Source organism: Chlamydiota bacterium, assembly GCA_016178055.1.
In the GTDB taxonomy this organism is placed as follows: Bacteria; Auribacterota; JACPWU01; order JACPWU01; family JACPWU01; genus JACOUC01.
This window is the reverse complement of sequence record JACOUC010000036.1, coordinates 1-19,983: the sequence shown is the minus strand read 5'-3', so window position 1 is coordinate 19,983 and position 19,983 is coordinate 1. Positions and strand designations below refer to the sequence as shown.

General features: G+C 44.4%; 7 protein-coding genes. 5 read left to right on the top strand and 2 right to left on the bottom strand.

Going from position 1 to position 19,983, the window contains the following annotated elements; all coding sequences use genetic code 11:
• Positions 1-88 precede the first annotated feature (88 nt).
• From HYS07_05590 to HYS07_05580, 3 genes are read left to right on the top strand one after another with little or no spacing between them, the layout of a single operon-like run.
• A complete protein-coding gene (locus HYS07_05590) occupies positions 89-16,045 on the top strand; it encodes an AAA family ATPase (GenBank protein MBI1870652.1) in 15,957 nt (5,318 codons plus the stop codon).
• Between the two features lie 52 nt (positions 16,046-16,097).
• Complete coding sequence (locus HYS07_05585; protein MBI1870651.1) at positions 16,098-16,358, top strand: DUF4160 domain-containing protein; 261 nt, start codon at positions 16,098-16,100, stop codon at positions 16,356-16,358.
• 4 nt (positions 16,359-16,362) lie between these two features.
• Positions 16,363-16,611 carry a DUF2442 domain-containing protein gene (locus HYS07_05580; GenBank protein ID MBI1870650.1) on the top strand — a complete coding sequence of 83 codons (249 nt, stop codon included), beginning with the start codon at positions 16,363-16,365 and terminating at the stop codon, positions 16,609-16,611.
• Between the two features lie 21 nt (positions 16,612-16,632).
• Here the strand turns inward: HYS07_05580 and HYS07_05575 are convergent, their stop codons facing one another.
• Positions 16,633-16,896: a hypothetical protein gene (locus HYS07_05575; protein ID MBI1870649.1), complete on the bottom strand. Its 264-nt coding sequence runs from the start codon at positions 16,894-16,896 to the stop codon at positions 16,633-16,635.
• Positions 16,893-17,156, bottom strand: coding sequence for an AbrB/MazE/SpoVT family DNA-binding domain-containing protein (locus HYS07_05570; protein ID MBI1870648.1), 264 nt, complete (start codon positions 17,154-17,156; stop codon positions 16,893-16,895). Before HYS07_05570 ends, HYS07_05575 begins: the two co-directional genes overlap by 4 nt.
• Before the next feature lie 153 nt (positions 17,157-17,309).
• On the opposite strand from HYS07_05570, the gene HYS07_05565 reads away from it, so the two are divergent.
• Together HYS07_05565 and mqnE are read left to right on the top strand one after the other, a co-directional pair.
• Positions 17,310-18,755, top strand: a complete 1,446-nt coding sequence (locus tag HYS07_05565) for a menaquinone biosynthesis decarboxylase (protein ID MBI1870647.1) — start codon at positions 17,310-17,312, stop codon at positions 18,753-18,755.
• A complete protein-coding gene (mqnE, locus tag HYS07_05560) occupies positions 18,755-19,918 on the top strand; it encodes an aminofutalosine synthase MqnE (protein MBI1870646.1) in 1,164 nt (387 codons plus the stop codon). The genes HYS07_05565 and mqnE overlap by 1 nt, the downstream gene beginning before the upstream one ends.
• Positions 19,919-19,983: the final 65 nt, after the last annotated feature.

Here is a 19,983-nt window from a genome sequence, read left to right as displayed (position 1 = left end):
TTATTTTTACATTTCTAGTCCCCAAAGTGTCTTTACTTATGTAAGCTTGCAGTCATTATTGATTTTTTCAAGATCGAGAGGGGTTGTCATGCTTGTCAGGTTTATGCGTTCATTGATTAGTTTGTGCGTTTGTTTTTCCTTCCTCTTTTATGACATTTCTTATTCTGTTGGCCAGAATACTCAATTCGCAACTCATTTGAAAGCAGTCACTTCTGTAAATGAGTTTAATCCTGTGGATCGCAAATCCCTCGATTTAAGTTCAGTTTTGGAGGAGATGCGTATTCCCCATGAAATAGGGGAAGTGACCGATCAATTCTATGTCCCCGGAGCACCTCATCTCTTCATTATTGAAGATATTCATTGTAATTCTCAGGCGCAAGAGAATATTCAGAGGATGTTGAAAATTTTACAAAAGCAGCTAGAGGCTCGAGGCTCGAAGCTCGAAGAAAAAAACGGGCTCGAGGCTCGAAGCTGGAAGCTCGAGGCAAAAGCAAAGAAAGCAGAAGTATTTACCTCGAGCCTTGAGCCTCCCACCTCCCGCCAAAGGGCGAGGCTCGCCAAAGGCGGCGACTCGTCTGACGAACGAGTCAGGCGAGGCGGGCGAGCTTCGAGCCAAAACAATCTCAAAGTTAGAGCCGTATCTGAGAATTTTAAACCATTTCATATATTTTGTGAGGCTGCTGATGGTGAAATGGACATGTCCTTTTTCTGGTCTTTCCCAGATCAGAGGGTTTTAGCTTCTCTTCTCAAAAAATTCTTGGATAAAAATGAACTCGATGGGGTGGAGACTTTTCTCGTTAAGGAAGGGCCAAAAAAGGTTAAGGGAGTGGGGGTGGAAGAACTGTCTGATTATGTCGAGAATTTAAGGGCGATGGGGGAGCTTTTGAAGGAGAGGAATTTACAAGAGCATGTCTGGCAGGGTTTAGATGATATATTTAGGGGTTTGTCCGAAAAAATTTATCCAAAGGAATTGATAGAGCTCATTGAAGAAAGGGAGAAGTATAGGGAGCATAAGATAGAGATGGGGGAATATGTAAAGCAGCTAGAAGCGGAAAACGGGCTGAAGGCTCGAGGCTCGAAGCTCGAGGCAAAAGCAAAGACAAAAGGAAAAACTGAAAATGTAGAAAATAAATCTCTTCCTCTTTCCTCCTCGAGCCTTGAGCCTCGAGCTTCGAGCCAAAACTACCCCCAGCTTGATTTCTACCTTCGACTCCAAGCACTCGAAAAGAAAACGGACGCATCAAAAATTGAGTCTGAATACCTCTTATTTTTATCTGAACTAGAGAAGAAGCTTCCAAAAGAAGAACTCAATGAAGTTTTGAGAAATATCTTAGAGCATCGGCTGGGCAGAACCAGTGATGAAGAGCATTATTTGTTCCTAAGCAAGTACTTAGGAATGCTCGAGGCTCGAGGCTCGAAGCTAGAGGGAAATAATCTCCCTTCCTTGCGACCAAGTCCGGGTACCCGCCGTAGCGGGTGGACGAGGAAGTGGTTGGAGCCTAACACGGCGCAAACCACAAGGAGGGGCCAGGAGGAGGTAGAGGACGCGAAGGAAGGTTCTCGACTACGCTCGAACAATAAATTTAGTTTTCAAGCAAGTTTCGACATTAGTCGAAACGCGTCGAGAAACGATAGTGGAGCGAGAGGCGCAGTCGAGAAGCACTCCAATAACAGAATTAATAAACGTTTCGAGCCTGTCGAGAAATCAGCTCCATATCCCAATCTTCAACTCCTTATTCAACAAATGTCTCTCCTAAAACAAATCTCTTGGGAGAAGTTGGATGAAGAAATTAAAAACCTCGAAGGAGAACTCGTTGAAAATTTGGCGACAACGCCTCAGGCGAAAGAGCTGCTGGCGTTAGAAAAAGACTATGACCTACTCAGGCGTGTGATTGCGATGGAAGGAAGTAGGGAAGACATAAAACGGCTCGAAGCTCGAGGCTCGAGGCAAAAGCAAAAACTGGAGAAGCATTTACTTCGAGCCTCGAGCTTCGAGCCTCGAGCAAAGTATTATCCTCGAGCCTCGAGCCAAGCAGGCCCGAACGACTTTATCGGAGATTTTCTAATTCAACTTGGCGAATTAGCTAAAAAGGAAGCAATAGACTATGAATCTCCTGATTTTGGAGAAATCTTTAACCTCTCCCAAAAATTCTACACTCAAGTTCTAAAACGAGACAAAATCATGTTCGAAAAATCTCTTAAATTAATTCAGGAAAAGAAACTTCCCTGTGCAGCGCTTGTGGTGGGTGGGTTTCATACGGAGGGGATCACGAAGAAATTGAAAGAGGCCAAGATCGGTTATTGGGTCATTGCCCCTCGTATGACGGGTCATGACGATCGCAGCGCCTATTTTAGGAAGATGAAAGAGCAATTTGGATTTATTTCGGGCGCTCCTGATGCTTTAAAAGAAGCCTCACTTCCGACCCTTCAGAAAATCGCGAGGCTTCATTTTCTTGAGGAAATACGCTCGTTGGGAGAAGAGGCTGCTTTTGCTGCGGGGCTTACGGCTCTCCAATTTGATCAATGGCAAAGGGATCAAGAGGTTTTGGCCCGAGAACTTAATTTAGAAAATTGGGAGGAGGTGGCGAGAGATTTAGAAGGGGTTATTCGAGAAATAGAGAGGAAAGCGGGAAAGGAAAATCGTTCGGAAGTTTCCGATGAATTGCAGAAAAACCCTCTTCTTTGGCTTGAACGCGTGACTACGCTCACGCAAGATCAGATGCGATTTTTCCTGAGTCACGCACAAACGGCTCATTCAATAGAAATTTACCTTAGAAGAGCCTTGGAATTAGGAGGATATGTGGGGGATGTGGATGGCTTGATACGCAGTATAGGGGGTTCCAGAAGAGTTTCAAATAGCGCTAATCAAGCGGAGATGGGAAGGGCAGCCAGTCTTTTTTCAACGATCACAAGCCGATTTTCAAGTACTTTAAATTCTTCTAAATCCACCTTGACTTTGATTTGGTTTTTGATGAGGCGAATGTCAGATTCAATGCGAGCGTTGCTCTCTTCAACTTTGGTGAGTCTATTCTCTACCCTAGAGACACGTTCACGCGTATCCATAACGACTTCTTCGAGTCTGTCAAATCGTGCATTCGTTTCTTTTCTAAAACCGGTTAATCCTTCGCCAAAAACCTTAAATTGGCTTCTCATCTCCTCAATAATAACGGAGTTGTATCGCTGGGCTTCTTCTGGAGTAGGAATAGGTTTTGGAGTCTTTTTCTCATTCATGAGAAAAATCATAGAATCAAGTCCGGGGCAAGTCAAGAATATTTATGTCTTTTTGTGCATTCCTTTTGCCGCTGTATTTGTGGCCAACCCTGGCCTTTTAGGAAGTGCTGTTCCATTGATAGCAATTATTCTCTTCTCCGCGATTCTTCATGAATATGCCCATGGATGGCTGGCGGCGAGGTTGGGGGATCGGACGGCTGAGGAGGCGGGGCGATTGACGTTGCTCAGGTTTTGGAGGCATTTAGATTTTTGGGGGACGATTTCTTTTTTAGCGTCTACGCTTTTGATCGGGATTCCGATCGGGTGGTTAAAGCCCGTTCCTATTTCTTCTTGGCGGCTCTCAGAATCTTCGATGAAGAAAGTAGCGCTTGCGGGGCCGGTGAGTAATTTAATTTTGGCCGTGGTCTTTGCGGTAGGGGCCCTTGCCGCTAATGCCGTTGGGCCTTTTGGATTTTTAATGGGCCCGCTTATTTGGGGAGTCAAAATTAATTTGGCTTTAGGGTTGGTGAATCTTTTGCCTCTTCCGTCTTTGGATGGAAGCTATGTTTGGCCGTCATTGCAGGGAGGTGAAGCCGACGAAGCCATCTCTGTTTTGCGCAAAGCTGGGATTGCTTCGGAGCTCTCGCTCCTCGCAATGACGTCTCCCATATCTGCATTCTTTGGTTTTGGTGCCCTGGGCTGGTGTGAGGAAAGACCCTTACGTGAATTTCTGGCGGATCGATTAAAAACGGCTGATCCTAAGACGCGGGACCTTTTTATTAAACTTTTTCAAAAAGAGCTGGAACAGCATTACGGTAAGCCTTTTAAAGAGATTCAAGCCAATATTCTCATGAAGGAAGAATTTATTCAGAAAAAACTAGACGAAGCGGCGAAGAAATTGACTCAGATCTTAGGCCGGATCGGGCGGCAACTTGCTCAAGATGCCGAAAAGAATCCCGACATCAAAAGCAACTTAGACTCAGAAGACGCAGAACATGCTGCTTCCCATGCCGTCCCTGAGGCCCTGGATGAAATGATCAATAGCGGTGCTTATACTCAAGAGCGCTTTCGTGAGGCCTTAACGCCCAGGCTGATTGAAAAACTGCGTGAAATGGGAAAAATGGGGGCCGATGATGAAGCCACTGTAAGAAAACTTATAGAAGAGTGTAGGCTCCCTGACGGAGTAAGCGTCGTAGAAGCCATTGGGAATTGGCTCGATGAATTTAAAATCCTCGAACTTCTTCAATCCTCAAATGAAGGAGGCCCTACCTCAAGCATAGTGATGAAACCCGCTCACACCCATTCTCATGGCGATGGAAAAGGAGAGCATACACATGCTCAACACATCCTCAAAATTGGTTCTGTGTTATTAGCCATAGGGACAGGCCTCTTAGGATGGATTTTTGGCTCTCCGGTTTTTCGTCTTAGCATTGATGCTATTCAAGACTTTGAAATTTTGGCGAGGGCATCTTCAGGGTTAAGTGCTTCAAGGAATTCAGATGCAATGCGAAGGAGTGGCTTGTCACGAGAAACAAGAATAGCTTCTTCAGACGACATGGCGCAAGCGAGCAGTATTGCGTCAAACGGGTCCAAAGGATGGAGGCTCTGGAGATGGTTGGCCCTGAGCAATTCAGTTTTGTCAGGAACATTGACCGAAATAATTTGGAACATTCGATTAATAATAGACCGAATCGAAGCGTCACTCAGCCGTTTCTTTCTCCTCAAGAGAAATCTAAGCTCTAACAGAGTTGTAAGACAAATGAGTACACTAGAGCGACCTTCTTCTGCTTTAGAGATAATGTCAAATGGGGCTTTCCATAACTCTCGACCTGTTCCTGTTTCAAGCTCTTCCGATAGCCAGTTGACAATGACATCTGTATCGAGAATGAGTGTTGGTAATGAGGGCACAGAACTATCTCACCTTGCTGTGGAGGGAGGAACGTTCTTGTCGGATCCACCGGGTAGAGGACTTACCTCGAGGCGTGATGAGGCCGCGGCAGCTACCCAAGAGCGCTTTGGCAACATTTCTACTTCGTCGAGAAAGACTTTTAGGCTCCAATTCTCCCATCAATTCCGTCAGCTCTTGCAGTTTCGCGGACATTTTAAAGCCTCCTTTATCAAAATAGTACCATGGGGGGCTTCGATGATCAATGGGAGATCTTCGATTGCTTCCTTATTGTTTACCGTAGTTGCAGGTCTTTTAGGATATCTCCTCGGTGTCCCATTCCTTCGACTCTCTGTAGGTGAGTCTCCGATGGAGCCCCTGGATGATTACTTGAAGAGAATAGGACTGAACGCAGATGTCGATTTAGGCAATGGTCAAAAGAAAAAAGAGTGGCAGGTATTAAAAGACTATACCTATGACCTCGCTCTTGAAGCTGACAGCGCTCGCCCATTGGTGGGGCGCTCTGAAGAAATCGGCCGCATCATGGCTCGTCTGGCCACTCCAGTAAGAATCAAAAACAGCTTAGTTCTTGTCGGCCCCAGAGGAGTCGGTAAAACAGCCCTCGTCGAACTCGTCTCTTTGAAACTTGCCCGAAACAACCTCGATGGCCCTTTAAAGGGTAGGAGAATCATTGCCCTTAAAGCGGGTGCTTTAGGAAGCACCCTCTCAGAGATGTCAGACAACCTCAAAACACTGATCCCACTCCTTGAAAAAACCAACAACAACGTCATTCTCTTCATCGATGAAATCCATTTCCTATTGAAAGGGCCCAGCAACAGCATTGACACCCGAATCGCAGACCTCTTAAAGCCCATCCTGGAAAAAGGGCGAGTCACTGTGATTGGGGCCACGACAGACCCTGAATACAAAGCCTACATCGAACAAGACAAACCCTTCGAAGACAGGTTTACCAAAGTTTCTGTCCCTGAACCCAGTGTCCAGGAAACAGAAACCATTCTTACGGGCGCCAAAACCTACTTAGAAGGAAAATTCTCACTCAAAATAGATCGTGCTACCATTAAAGCCGCTGTCAAATGCGCCCAACGCTATCTCTCTGAAAAATCCCAACCCCGCAAAGCCATTGACGTCTTAGAAGGAACCATGGGCCGAGTCAACGCCCGAAGGAACAGTCTAGAAATGACTAAAGAAGACTTCCTCAACCGTCTCCACAGCGTCATTAACGAATACATCGACCTTAAAAAAGAAGGAGTTCCAGACACCGACCCCACCGTCATCGAAGTCCATAACCAAATGATCGGCATACTCGAGGCTTACCATACTATTTTGAGCCGATTATCCAATTTAAGAAAAGACATCCGCATCACCCAAGCCGACGTCCAGGAATATTTAGCCGACATGACCGGCATGGCCGTCGGTGCCTTAGACCAAGACGACGCAGCCAAATATTTGAACATCGAAGGAGAACTCCATAAAAGAGTCGTAGGCCAAGAAGACGCCATCAAAGCCGTCGCTCAAGCCATTCGTCGTGCCCGGGCTATCCCCGGTGAGCGCAAACGTCCCATGGGCGTCTTCTTCATGGCCGGCCCCACAGGCGTAGGCAAAACAGAACTGGCTAAAGCCTTAGCTCAATTCCTCTTTGACAGCGACCAGGCCTTAACGGTCTTCAATATGAGTGAATACCAAGAATCCCATCAAAAATCCAGACTCATCGGCTCCCCACCGGGTTATGTGGGATTCCAAGAAGGCGGCCAACTCACCGAAGCCGTCCGCAAACGTCCTTATTCCGTTCTCCTCTTTGATGAAATCGAAAAAGCCCATTCGGACGTCCTTACCACCCTCATGCAAGTCTTCGACGAAGGAAAACTCACCGACGGCCAAGGGAACACCGTCGACTTCAAAAACACCCTCATCATCATGACCTCCAACATTGGCATGGAGAAAATACAAGGTCCATTACGAACCCTGGCTGAAGAACTTAAAACCGCAGAAACAGAAGAGGCAACACAAGCTATTATTACCCAAATGAACGACCTCATTGCCCAAACCGTAGAAACCAGCATCAGAGCCAAATACAAACCTGAAATCATCAACCGCATCGACCACATCATCGCCTGCAACGTCATCACCCCTGAAAACATAAGACAAATTGCTCGCATCCTCTTAAAACGGGAACTCAGTGACTTCACAGAAAACAAATTCAAAGTCGAAGTCGCGGATAACGTCTATGAAACCCTCGCTCAAAGAGGCTATGACATCATCAATGGGGCACGGCCCTTACGACGACTCATCGAACAGGAGATCAGAGACCCCTTAAGCAACAGAATCCTCGAAGAAATGGCTCAAGGCCACATTCTCAATGGCGGAACCTTCCACATAGACATCAACCCAGAAAGAGGCTTTCAATTCACCTTCGACCCTGCGCCCCCTTCAGACAATCGATTATCAGCTTCTCAAGCTGTCGCTCCCATCTTTCAGAAGATCATGGGACTCGTCGGCCAAACAGTGGATTCTCAGAATGATGGGGTGGAGCCAGCCGTGCTTTCAAATCTCATCGACTCTGAAAGAACCGCTCCCAAAACCGATCAGATGAATGGACAATATGGCTGCTTCTGGGCCAGAACCCCTTTACCTGCACCCCCTCAACAAAGGCAGCGTTCAAACCACAACGACCCCCAACTAAAAGATGCAGCCATCACCCCATTCACACAAGCTCTCCCTCTACCAGAAGAACAAAGACCCATCGCAAAAGACTGGCTCAATGAATTTGTCCGCATCGCCAAAACCCACAACCCAGGCCGATTCATTGAACTGGGAAGTGAATTAAAAGAAGGCCACTTTAATATTCAGATTGTCAGAGAAGGAAGAATGTCTGCCAACGAAGAGAAATTCTTAAAAACACATCTCACCGGTGAATATCCAGACATTGAAGCTGCAAGACAGGAGGCCCTTCGTCTCAGAGAATCAGGAGAATCCAATGTCAGGAATAAACTACTCGAACTCAAGGCACAAATGGCATCTATTCCAGGGTGTCAGTTGGGCTTTACAGAAGGGGAGAATGAAGTGACATATTGGTTGAGGATGGAATGTACGGAAGCTCCAAAAGTAGTCATAGTCCCTGAACCTGTGCGAGATGAAACGGGCTCAGGGGCTGATTCGACCACGACAACGATAACAGCTGACTCTGCTGGAGCAACAGTCACACCTCCGTCAAGTCCTTCTCGAAAGAGGGGGAAAAAAGGAAGTGTAACTTCGACAGCGTCAGACGCTCCTTTAGGTACCACGACTCCTCGATCTCCTGATTCTCTATTAACCGAAGAAGCAAAGGAACGCATTATCAAGCGTTATAGGGAATACATGGGCAAAAAACTTGTTCATATTCTTGTTTCCCCTGATGGACGTACAGTATTAACAATGCGTTTTGATAGAACTGAAACAAGCTGGGGGGGTGATCAATATAACTATTACCTAGAGCGAACTCGATATTGGAGTGGTCAAGTATGGAATGTTGAAACAAGAGAGCTCCTTGAGACTTTTTATGGAGGAAAAAATTGGGTGCGCTCTGCTAAGTTTTCTGAAGATGGGAGTCAGGTGTTAACGACGAATGGTGATGGATCTTCTAAAATTGTGTGGCAACTTCAAACTTCCCAATCTCCGTCACTCGCCTTAAGTGAAGAAGAGCCATCTTCAGGCAACATCATTGGCCCAGAGGTTACGCCTGACGAAGAAGCCCAGTGGCGAAGAGAAATTGAAGAGCAAAGTGACAAGGTGAGAAGTTCCCATGAGCCTGTTGTAACGCTTGTGGAAGAACGCTCGAGGGCTTTGGCTGGGCGCCTTGGAAGTGAGATTTGGAGCACATTGGTTCAGCAAGGAATTGAAAACGATGAAATAGTAAAGGTCTTGGCGGCTCTTCAAAATCCTCGAGAGGCTTTCAAATGGTTTGAGGCTCGGGTCTTGAGCAGAGAAAAATATTTCTTGGGCTCTGAAAGCGCTTTGGCGGTCAATCTGATGCAGTTTCTTGAGGCGGAGGAAAAGAGCACTGGCATTTCGGATCTGGTGGATGAAGCGACCCTTCATGAGGCCTTGGAAAGAACCCGTCTTACGCATCCTCAGATTATCCAGCTCACAGATAAAATTTTCAATCGCGAAGGCAAAAATCCCCTGGGCAAGGCGTTGAGGAGGTTTATTGAGGCGCATATTTTGTCTGGTGAAACTGCTTTGCCTGCAGCCTCTACTCTTCAACCTCTTGTGGTTCGACGAGAAAATGTGCATCAGCGTATCACAGAAGAAGTGAGACAGGCCTTGCTTTCCGAGGAGATCGGGACACTTGGAAAACTTATTGAAGGGGCGATTCAGAGTCAAGTAGACCAACTCTTATTTCTAACAGCAGTCAATTTTGTGATTTTGCAGGATCGGACTTTGCTTGAGCGTTATCAATCAAAGCTGAATATACTCAAAACCAAAATGCCCTCCACTTTCTCTCAGACGCTTGAGATCTATCAAAGATTATCTCAAGCGATGGAGAAAATGCCGGACAATGCCTCGATGGCTCAAGGGGGTAGGATTTGCCATTATGACCTCTATCGAGCGGGTCAGTGGCGGCAGGGAGATCAGTGGGATGTGCCTCGGGATCGCAATGATTTGACATTGGCACAATCAAGAAATGCGGTTGAGGCTCTGTTGATGAAGAATCTTGAAACGGGAGAGGGAAATATTTTGCTCGATTCTCTTCAGGATGAATTGGGAGGGCGTAAACTTTCTTTAGATGATATTGAATTTCCTGTTCAAGTCATTCGCCTTCAAGAGGGGGTTTATCAGAATATTTATTTTATTTTGACAACTTTAAAACAAACGAAGGAAGTGATTCCTTTGGTGATGGTCATGGCCAGAGACGCACAAGAAAAATCACGTGTTACATCGAGTGAGTATCAAGCCCTTTTAAGCCATCGCGGGGATGCAGAATTGGTCGAGGTTTTGCGTGATGGAGAGGTCGAGACTCAGGAAGGAAAAGTGAGCGCCTACACGAGTCGATTCATCAATGGTCGGGATGAGATTCAGTATATTTCGCCTCATCATGCTTGGGCAAATCGAATCCCTCCTGGATATTTACTCGTTAATACAAGTTTGCCTGGAAAGTGGGGCGCTTTTGTTGAGCCTGGAGATATGATCAATACCCTTGCGGCCATGGGACGGTTTTTGGTTCGTTACTATAATCCTGAGGCTCAAACCCTGATTGATGGCTTTAGAATTAATGCAGGAGATGTGGGAGTGGATGTTCGAGATTTGACAGCGGCACAAGGGAGAGCTTCTGTTATTTCGGGTCGGGAAATGAAATTCTCTCTCATCACATGGCGGGGAACTAAAAGAGGGATCGATCCATCTCACTTTCTTGATTACTATTTTAATTTACACTGGCTTGGCTCGTTGAGGGAAGGTGAGAAGGGCTATCGACATGAAAGTCTTGGCCAGGGGCATGATGCCATTCTTCGAACAGGGGTCATGCAAGGATTTTTGCTAGAGATGATGAAAAAACATGGCAATAAGGAGGGACTAGAATTAGCAAAAGTTTGGCTCAATCACTATATTAATGAGATTCAAGCCCGAAAACTTTCTGAAAAACCTCTGTTTAAAGTGCAAGAGTTAAAAGCATTTATAAGTCGCTATGTTGATCCTGCTTTAGGTTCTTTCTCTTCTGGCAAAGGCGTTCTTCTTCCTTCCTATTGGCTGGCGTCTCAGGTTACTCGACCTCTCGACTGGTTTTGGGTAAATGTTCTTGGACGAAAGTCTTTGAGTCGAGATTTTAAAGAAGATTTTGTTGTTCCTTTTATCGAAGAAATTTTTATTTGGGCCTTATCTTTAGGAAGTCCTGTGCTCTACGCCGTCTTGAGAGTGGTGTTTGTGTGGGGGCATGAAAGGCGGCTAGAAGCTAAAAATGAGCTGGAGGCTCGAAGCTCGAGGGAAAAGCAAAGAACCGAAGAAGTATTTACCTCGAGCTTTGAGCCTCGAGCTTCGAGCGGTTTTTCATCTAGCTTCAGAAGAATTTTCATTCCAACCTTGATTTCTCTGGTCTCACTTCTTGGATTTTTCCGTACAGGGCTCTCATCGTGGGAGATGATTTTGGTGGTTGGGATAACTTTTTATTTGGTGTGGAATTTGTATGGAGCGCGTTATCTCGCTAGAGCAGCAAATTTTGATTCAAGAAGGGCAACACGATCTTCCAGAATTTTATATTCTTCCAAATCAACCTTCACTTTGACAAGATTTTTGATGATCCTAAGATCGGCCTCAATTCGGACGTTACTTTCTGAAATCTTTTCTACCTTGATTTCACCCTTCTCTAGTCGGGTTTCGATCTTCCCTAGCCTGATTTCGATCTTATCAACCTTGGTCTCAACCTTCTCTAGTCGGGTTTCGATCTTATCGACTTTGGTCTCTATACGTGCATTGCCGTCTTCAACTCCGCGCACACGAACGCGAAAATTAGCAAGCTCATTTTCGATACGGTCGAACTTTTTATCGATTCTTGCGAAGCCTTCCTCTGTCTTTTCACGAAGTCCGGATAACCCTTCTCCAAAAACCTTAAATTGGCCTCGAAGGTCTTCAAGAATGACAGCCACGTGGCTTGATTTCATTACGGAATCATTTTCAGATTTATTTTCTTCCATGGCAGGAATCGTAGGACAGATGCTTAGGCAAGTCAAGGGAAAGAGTCAAAGAGCAGCGATTTTTTTAGTAGTGGGCATGGGGTTGCTGATATTAACTTCGTTAATTCAACCTGACATTGCCCTTGCTGGTCTTCTTCCGGATATTCAACCGACGAGTGTTGTATCAAACCTTTTTTCAAATATACTTCGCCTCTGGCCGGTTTTGGCCATGGGCCTGATTGCCCACATTGTCTCTAATCATTGGGTAACGGTCACAGGGGCCCTTTATCAGAAGGGGGTGTTAGGGGATGATGCGAACGATGACCAAGGTTCCCAAACAAGTCCAGAGGGTTCGATTACTGTTACACAGGGGGAAGCTTCAACAACAGAGAACTTATCTCAACTCAAAGAGGCATTTTCGGGAAAAGTGCTTGTTTTTTATGCCCCTGGGTATTTGGAGATGAATGGGGTATCGACCTATATGGATCATCTGCTTTTATTATTGGCTCAAGAGATTAAAGGACTCAAAATCCATGTGATTGTTCTGGGTGGTGGTCAAAGGGTGTCTCCATTATTGAAACGGGATGGGGGTAAAGTCGTCGTTTCATCGGAATTGGAAGGCGTTGTTCAAATTCATATGACTCGTCAGAATAATGAGCCAGGGCAAGATCTTGCAGATGAAGTCAATGGCTTGTTAAGGAAAATTTTACAAGAAGAGGGTAAAGTAGATCTCATTGTGAGTGAATCTTCTTTTCACTATGCAGGGAATGCTTTTAATGCGTTCGGAAAACAAAATAAAATACCTGTGATCCAAGAATTTCACTCAGGGCCCTGGCGTTTGTTAGATCGAGTCCCAGAAGATTTGGTTGGTGATTCAAGATTTTTCTCTCCGAATACGGTAAATATTCTTAAGAAAGCTGATTTAGCTCTGACGGTTAGTGAGTCTGTTCAAAAAAGATTTCAGAAGGACTTTGGTGTTGAAGTGGAGTGCCTTTATCCTGTTGCTGATTTAAGTTTTTACGATCCTCGTTATGTGACTACTACCAAAACAGATGACTTGAGAGTAAATCATTCTTTGTCCGGTAAGACAGTTATTTTGATGTCGGGCCGTCCAGTGGAACGGAAAGGATATGACGTCGTGCTCGATGCCATATTGGGCTTATCAAATGATTTAAAGAGGAATGCGGCTGTTGTCATTGCGGGTTTCACGGAGGATATGCTGAGAGACGGAGATGACGACTACAATAGACAGTTCAGAGAGTCTTTGTATGAGAAAATTCAACATTTGCGTGAAGAGGGTGTTTTAATTGTTCTTTTAGGCCCTTTGAGTGCGGAAGAAATGAGAGATTGGTATTTTCTTTCCGATATCGTTGCCATGCCAAGCAGACGAGATGAACCATTAAAAAATGAGGAAACATTTGGTCTCGTGTCTTTAGAGGCTCAAAGTATGGGAAAACCCGTTATTGTTTCTCGATCGGGAGGATTGCCTGAAACAGTTGTGGATGGAGAAACAGGCTGTATTGTTGAGTCTGGAAATGTTGAAGCGTTTAGAGGGAAAATTGAGGAATTAATCCGTCATCCAAATTTAAGAGTTACGATGGGACAAAGGGCGAGACAAGTGGCTGGCAAGAGGTTTTCCCGAGAGGCGAATTTGGAGAGACATTTGAAGTTGTTTTTAGGTGTTATGCGTCGGACGAATATCTTAACTGAGATTAAACGAATTTATACGGAGATTAATCACCAAACGATTGAAGAGAAAAATATTTTAGAAGGAATTGCAGCTATTTTCGGGTTGGATTTTGCTAATGACGATGAACGACATCGAGAGGCAGGAAAGATTTTATCAATCGTTGCTGCTTTGCCAGAGACTCGGCGAAAAGAGGTCTTAGAAAATATAGTGCGTTTTCTAAAATTCATGACCTGGCATGCCAGTGGAGAACATCGTTTCATGCCTCTTGCACTTGCAGTGGTGAATATGTTTGAAGGAAGAGATATTTTTTCAAGAGAGCCGATTGTCCGGTTTATCCAAATCAATCCTCAGTTTCGATATTTACTGGACATGTATCATCTTTATGCAAATCCCTTTGGTGTTGAAGCGGAATGGATTCCCACTCACCTTCCTTCACTTCATTTGTCGATACCTCATAAAGACCATTATCGTTGGCTGGACATTGGATCTGCCCCGAAGGCTTATGGGGCTCCCACGCTCAATCTTTTGAGAAAAACTTTTGAAGAGGCTTTGCCCGGGACCCATTTTAGCTATGAAGGAACAGATGCCTTTTTCCCCAGTTATTCGCTAGAGAGTGGAGAGATCAGAGAGAGTGCTTTTAACAGTGCGGATTTTAGGGAGAGAGGACAAACGGATGTAGAAGGGGTGACATATCTTGACGCCAGAATTCCTCAAAATGATGTAATGAGTGAATCGTTTATGCAGAATCGTTCTGCAGAATCTTTTGATTTTATTTCGCTTAGCATGACTTTACACCATTTAAAGAAACCTGATGAAGGGGTAGAACGCAGGTTTTTGGCGAAGGGGGTCGATTGGGTTGATGAATCTGGAAATGCCATTCAGCCTTTTTATTTATTGACCCAGACTCAACAGGAGGTGGTGGAGAGATTGTTAAAGCGTCTTTCCCATCAAGGCGTTTGCTTTTTAAATTTACCGAGGGGGGAAATTTATTTTGAAAATCAGAATGAAGATCTTTATTTGGTGATTCAACGTGTTGGTGAGAATCAATACTGCCTTTATCAAGAGGCCATCCCGTTTCAACCAGAGTATGAAGTTTACTCCTCTGTAGAATTTCTTATAACGGGCTTGTCTTTCCCGGGCTATAACACTTCAGGGATTCGGTCGTTATACCCTGACGAGACAAATGCCTTTTTTACAGAGATAAACAAATGGTTGTATCGAGCGGACCTTTTGGTTTGTCATTATCAAGGAAGAGACGCCTTCCCCTGGGCCAGTGTTCGGGCGGCTGTTAGGGCCATCAATGAACGAAAGGGTTTAGTAGAAATTTTTTCAGCTTATCTTCATTTGGTGCCCGAAGATGAACCTTTGAAGTCTAGAATTTTAGAGGGCGTTGTTCAATTCCATAAACAAAATTTAATTCAAAATTTTGAATCCTGGGCCCAGGAGAACATAACGGCGGGACTTTCCTTAAGGGAATGGATGGAGAGCCATACCGTTTATGACATTCTTTGGACTTTGGGAGATGCGACACATTCATTTGCTAAAGAGACATCGCTTTCAGAGAATGATCTTAAGACTTTAGATGCTGTACTGGTCGAACTCATGATCCAAGTCAAACATCCGGATCTTATTAGAGAGGCAGAGGCTCATCAGGCAAAAACTGAAAGACTTTCTCTCGAGCTAGAGGCAAGGAGGCTTTTGGATGAGGAGGGGTTGGGTCAAACAGTTCAAAATATTGAGCAAGAGCTTGAAGGAAAGGTAGAAAGAGGAGAATTTCAGCAAAGCTCGATTACGCTCGACTTTAGTGGGGATGTGACTTGGTCTATCAGACAGGATATGAATGGTGCGTCATTCGAAATGGAAATAGGAGAAATGACCGCTCAGCTGAATTCCCAGACGCTGGGTGTCACACACGTTCAGATGTCACGGCCTAGAGATTTATCTTTGGCCCTCGCTTATCTGATTGGATTAAAAACCAAGCTGCGTCATTTTCAGAAAAAATTTTTAGCGGCTCTAAAACCATCTGCAGATCAAAAACCTGTTTGTCTATTCCCCGATATGGATTTACCGGTTCAAAGTTTGGGAGGTTTGAGTCCGACAGAATTTATTAAAGAATCCGAAACAGGAAATCGTAAAATGGTTTTTGTGGAACGAAAAAGATCTCGAGAAGAGTTTGATACCCTTTGCAGGGAACATCAAATTCCTCAAGATAGAGTTCTTTTCCTGACAGATTTGAATGAACAAGATGCGAGATCTGCAATCGATACAAAAGTGAGGGAACTTTTTCGCGGGAAGGAGGCAGAAAAGTGGCTGCTGGGGCATCGCGAAAATAGGAACTTATATGAACCCATTCAAGGGCTCTTTGACAAATTCATGTACGGTCAGGAGATGGTGTCCGTGATGGCTGCCATTTGTTATGGGGATGCCGAAGCGATTACCCGAGCATTGCTTCAGCATGGTTTTAAACCTGATGAGTTGGAAGGATTGCTTGTGGATGTGGACGAGCATCAGGTTACGCCCTTCGCAAATGTAAGCCGTTGGCATGATCAAATGGAAAAATTTCGTGAAGCGACGGAGATGACGGAACGAAGCATGTGAAGAGTTCAATTTTTTTTGAAAAGTCTGTCTCTTCTTATGGTAAAATCAACGCATGCCAATCATCAGTAGGTTTTTTGGAATTCTCATTGCGATTTATTGGAATGATCATGCTCCGCCTCATTTTCATGCCAAGTATGGTGGTGAGGAGGCTGTGATTGAGATCGAAAGCGGGAAAATTATTAAAGGATCTTTGTCCAAGCGGGCTTTGGGATTGGTGAATGCGTGGAGAAAAATTCATGTGAGTGAGTTGGTGGATGATTGGGATCGGGCAAGAAAAAGGAGCCCTCTTCGTTGTATTCCACCCTTGGAGTAAAAGCATGATTTTACACATTGTGAAAGCTAGATATAAAAAAAAATATATGATTTGGTTGCGACTCAATGATGGGTCTGAAGGGATTGTAGATTTAAAAGACGAGCTCTATGGAGAGATGTTTGAACCATTAAAAAATATTAAAAGATTTAAATCTTTTCGAGTAGACCCGGAACTAGAAACTCTGGTCTGGGAAAATGGAGCTGACTTAGCTCCAGAATTCTTGCGAGATCGCATGTTGGTATTGAGCTCCTAGTGCCGTTTGAGTAGATGCAAGCTACGGCCTCCAATAGAGATCATCATGATCAAAAACGCGTCTTAATAAGAGGGTATCACTTCCTTGAAAGCTCAAGGAAATCCGGTATCTTTGATTAACTCGGGCAGAAAACAAACCCTGATGTCCTTTGATCCCTTCTAAATTCAAAGAAGGGTGGAAGTGATCAATTAAGAGTTGAGCAATCTGCTTGGCTGTAGCCTTCTGGACTTCAGGAGGCAAAGCCAAAAAGTCTTTTTTAAAAATATCTGTTCTAGCAATGGTCAAGGTAACAAATCTTTCAAAAGATCCCGCGATGATGCATATTTACGAATTTTACCCTTCCGCATCTCTCTTTGGGCAACGCGTTCCTTCCGTTCGCCTTTGGGAGTCAATTTGGCCATCCTTGGAACAGGGGATACCGGTACAAGAACCAAACGACCATTCTCGATCCATACCTCCAAGGGATCACCTGGCCCAATACCCAATTCTCTTCGTGTTACCAAAGGGATCGTAATGGTTGAGCGATTATTAAGTTGTAGGATCATTTAGTATCTCGCCTTTCTAGACTGATGAAAGTAAGAATATCAGTAATTCAGTATTACGTCAATTTTTTTATGAACCTCTTATGAACCTTGAAATATCTAAGAGGTAATCCTTCCTTTTTTATGAGCCTTTTGGTATCGTTTCCTCCATAAAATATGTATACCTACGACAGTCTTAATGATTTTGTTCAGGCTCTTGAAAAAATAGGAGAGCTGAAGCGTATTTCCTACGAGGTGGATCCTGTTCTTGAGATTACAGAGATCACGGATCGTGTGACCAAGCAGGGTGGGCCTGCGCTTCTCTTTGAAAAAGTCAAAGGGTCTAGCATTCCTCTTTTGATTAATACTTTTGGAAGTGCGAAGCGGATGTCCCTTTCTTTAGGGGCTCAGAATCTAGAGGAGCTAGCGGAGCGCATTTCCTCATTTTTAGAACCTAAAATTCCTTCAGGTTTTCTAGAATCTGTTCAGATGTTGCCCATGCTCCAAACGTTAAGGGCGTTAAAACCAAAGTTGATAAAACAGGCCCCATGTCAGGAAATTGTAAAAAAAGAAGGGTTTTCACTTTTTGATTTACCCGCGTTACAATGTTGGCCCAAAGATGGTGGACGCTATATTACGTTACCGGTCGTGATTACAAAAGATCCTGAGACGGGAACAAAAAATTATGGAATATACCGGCTCCAAATTTTTGATGAACGATCGATCGGGATGCATTGGCAAATTCATAAGGGGGGAGCAGCCCATTTTCATAAGGCGAAGTCTTTAGGAAAACGTCTAGAGGTTGCGGTTTCTTTAGGGCCTGATCCTGCGGTCATTTATTCGGCATCTGCACCTCTTCCTGAAGGAGTCGATGAAATGATGTTGGCCGGTTTTATTCGCAATCGTCCCGTGGAAATGGTTTCTTGTAAAACAATCGATTCAGAAGTTCCAGCCAATTCTCAAATTATTTTAGAAGGGTATGTGAACCCAACAGAATCAAAAACGGAAGGCCCTTTTGGAGATCACACCGGCTATTATTCCTTGGCTGATCTTTATCCTGTATTTCACGTGACCGCGATCACGATGAGAAAAAATCCTATTTATCCTACAATCATTGTGGGTCCTCCTCTTCAGGAGGATTTTTTTATGGGGAAGGCGACGGAGCGTATTTTTCTTCCCCTTTTGAAGAAACAGCTTCCTGAACTCATTGATATGAATATGCCCGCAGAGGGTATTTTCCATAATCTTTTAATCGTTTCGATTGATAAACGCTATCCGGGTCAGGCTCGGAAAGTGATGAGTGCGATTTGGGGTTTAGCTCAATTGTGCTTTGCAAAAGTGGTTGTAGTGGTGGATAAAGATGTGGATGTTCACAATCTCAGAGAAGTTGCTTGGAAGGCTTTGAACCATATTGATCCTGAACGGGATTTTCTTTTTACAACTGGACCGGTTGATGTTCTGGATCATGCGAGTCGCTTACCCTGTCTGGGAAGTAAGGTGGGGATTGATGCCACGCGTAAATGGAAGGAAGAAGGTTTTACTCGTGATTGGCCTGATGAAATTGTGATGGATGCTCAAGTAAAAGAGCGGGTCACTCAAATGTGGAACAAGTTTGGATTATGATGAATCTTTTATTAGAAAAATCTGAATTGTCTTTGATTGCCGAAAAAGTTGAGCATGGCAAGCGTCTTTCGTTTGAAGAGGGTTTGACTCTTTTTCGTTCTCGAGATTTGAACGGAATTGGGGCTCTTGCCAATCTTGTGCGTGAGAAGAAAAATGGAAATAAGGCTTATTTTGTTATTAATCTCCATATTGATTATACCAATATCTGTGCCGTCGATTGCCTCTTTTGTTCCTTTCGACGTGACCTGGGCCATTCTGAAGGATACACACTTAGCATTGATCAAATTCTAAAAAAAATTGAGAATGTTTGGGATCAGGGTTTAACAGAACTTCACATGGTCGGTGGGCTTCATCCGGAGTTATCTTATTCTTATTATTTGGATCTTTTATCGGCCATTAAAAAGGCATATCCGACGCTTCATATTAAAGCTTTTACTTGTGTTGAAATTGATTTTTTCTCTCAAATTTATAAAAAATCAGCTCATGAAGTTTTGGCAGAATTCAAAGAAGCGGGTTTGGATTCTCTTCCAGGGGGAGGAGCTGAAATTTTCGATGAAAAATTGCGCAAAAAAATTTGTGGAGAGAAGGCGACAGGGGCTCGCTGGCTCCAGGTCGCAAAGACTGCTCATCGGTTAGGGATCCCAACCAATGCGACCATGCTCTATGGACATCTGGAAAAATTAGAGTCGCGTGTTGAACATCTTTTAGCGTTGAGGAGTGCTCAAGATGAGACAGGAGGCTTCCGATGTTTTATTCCTTTGGCCTATCATCCTGAAAATAATCGGATGGGAAAGATCGGTTGGACGATGGGAATGGATGATTTAAAAACATTGGCCATTTCTCGTCTTCTTCTGGATAATTTTAATCATATCAAGGCTTATTGGGTTATGCTCACCCCCGCTCTCTCTCAAGTGGCTCTTTCTTATGGAGCCGATGATATTGACGGCTCCGTAATCGAGGAAAAAATTTATCATGATGCCGGAGCAAAAACTCAAAATGCGCTCACCCGAGAGACGCTCATTAAACTCATTTCTGATGCGGGACGTGAGCCGGTTGAGAGAGATGCGATGTATCACGAAAGTTTAAGGTTTAAAGTTGAAAGTTCAGTGCGCCAAGCAAGCCAACAAAAGCAAGCCGAAATAAGGAGCCTGAGTAAAGGCTAACCACCGACTCAGAACTGAACTCTGCACTTGGAGAGGCAACGAACCGAGTGAAGCCAGAGGGAAGG